The sequence below is a fragment of the Oleiphilus sp. HI0128 genome, assembly GCF_001635365.1.
On record NZ_LWGG01000783.1, the window covers coordinates 1 to 1,402 of the forward strand.

Below are 1,402 nucleotides of genomic sequence, written 5' to 3' on the forward strand. Positions count from 1 at the left end.
TGTGATTAACCTTTCCGGTGATGTGAAGAATGTGAGTTTTGCTGATAGTGATTATGAGTTCGTTTCTTCTGTAGCGCGATCCTTGGTGACGACAATCAAAAGTATTCGAATGCGTGAAGTTATCGAAGAGCAAAACAGAAACTTGGAAGCGAAAGTGGAAGAGCGTACTGCAGAGCTTCGTCAGAAGAACAACGATATTGCAAACATGATGGCGAATATGCACCAAGGTTTGTTTACTATTACCGAGGGTGGTTTTATTCATCCAGAGTATGCAGCATTCCTTGAGCAGATCTTTGAAACTGACCGTATCGCAGATCGTAACTTTGCGGACTTGTTGTTTAGCAACACAACGGCGGGTTCTGATGCAGTTGATCAGAATATTACTGGTGTCGATGCTATTGTCGGTGAAGACGAGATGATGTACGACTTCAACTCTCATTGCTTAATGACTGAAATGAACATCCGCATGGATGATGATCGTGAAAAGATTCTTGAGCTGGATTGGGATCCAATTATCAGTGAAGAAGGTGAAGTTGATAAGTTAATGGTGACAGTCAGAGATGTTACCGAGCTTAAAGCTCTAGAAGCAGAGGCTGAAGAGCAGAAGCGTGAGTTGGCAATTATTGGTGAAATCCTTGCTGTTGATGCAAGTAAGTTTGCCGACTTTATTGGTACTTCTGAAGACTTCTTGGCTGAATGTCGACAGCTTATCGAAGCAAATGATGAGAAAGACCTGGACATTATTGCTAACCTGTTCCGCTCAATGCACACAGTGAAAGGGAATGCTCGTACCTATGGTTTGAGTCAGGTTACCGACATTGTTCATGAAGTTGAAAGTACTTATGACGATCTTCGTAAGAATGAAGATGTACTTTGGGATCAGAAGCAATTGCTCGAAGAGTTAAGTGGTGCGGAAGATATCATCGCGAAGTATGCATATGTGTTCCGTGAGAAACTTGGTCGTGATGGAGAGGCTGAGAGTGGTATTTCCTTAGACCCGGCACGCGTCAGCTCTTGGTTGGAAAATATCAAGTCACTTACCCAGCAAACGCTTGATGACAATGTTAAAGGTGTTGTTTCTGAGGCATACAGCATGCTGATGTCAATGGAAGCTAAGCCCTTAGATGGTGTGATTTCAGATGTTATCGAATCAGCTAACTCGCTCGCAGAGCAGCTTGGCAAGGGTAAACCAAATATCGAAATTGATAATGCAGGAATCTTTGTTAAGAGCGAAGCGCATAGCACGCTTAATAACATATTCATGCATGTTTTCAGAAACGCTATGGATCACGGTATTGAGGGGATTGATGAGCGCCTTGAAAAAGGAAAATCTGAAAGTGGTACTATTAGTCTGGACGTTAGCTATATAGACGATTTGGCAAACCTTGCGGTTCGCGATGAC

1 protein-coding gene is annotated in these 1,402 nt (G+C 42.9%); it reads left to right on the top strand.

The genetic code is table 11. From position 1 onward, the window contains the following. A partial coding sequence (locus A3763_RS11145) for an Hpt domain-containing protein (protein ID WP_197482888.1) occupies positions 1-1,402 on the top strand: 1,402 nt, incomplete at both ends.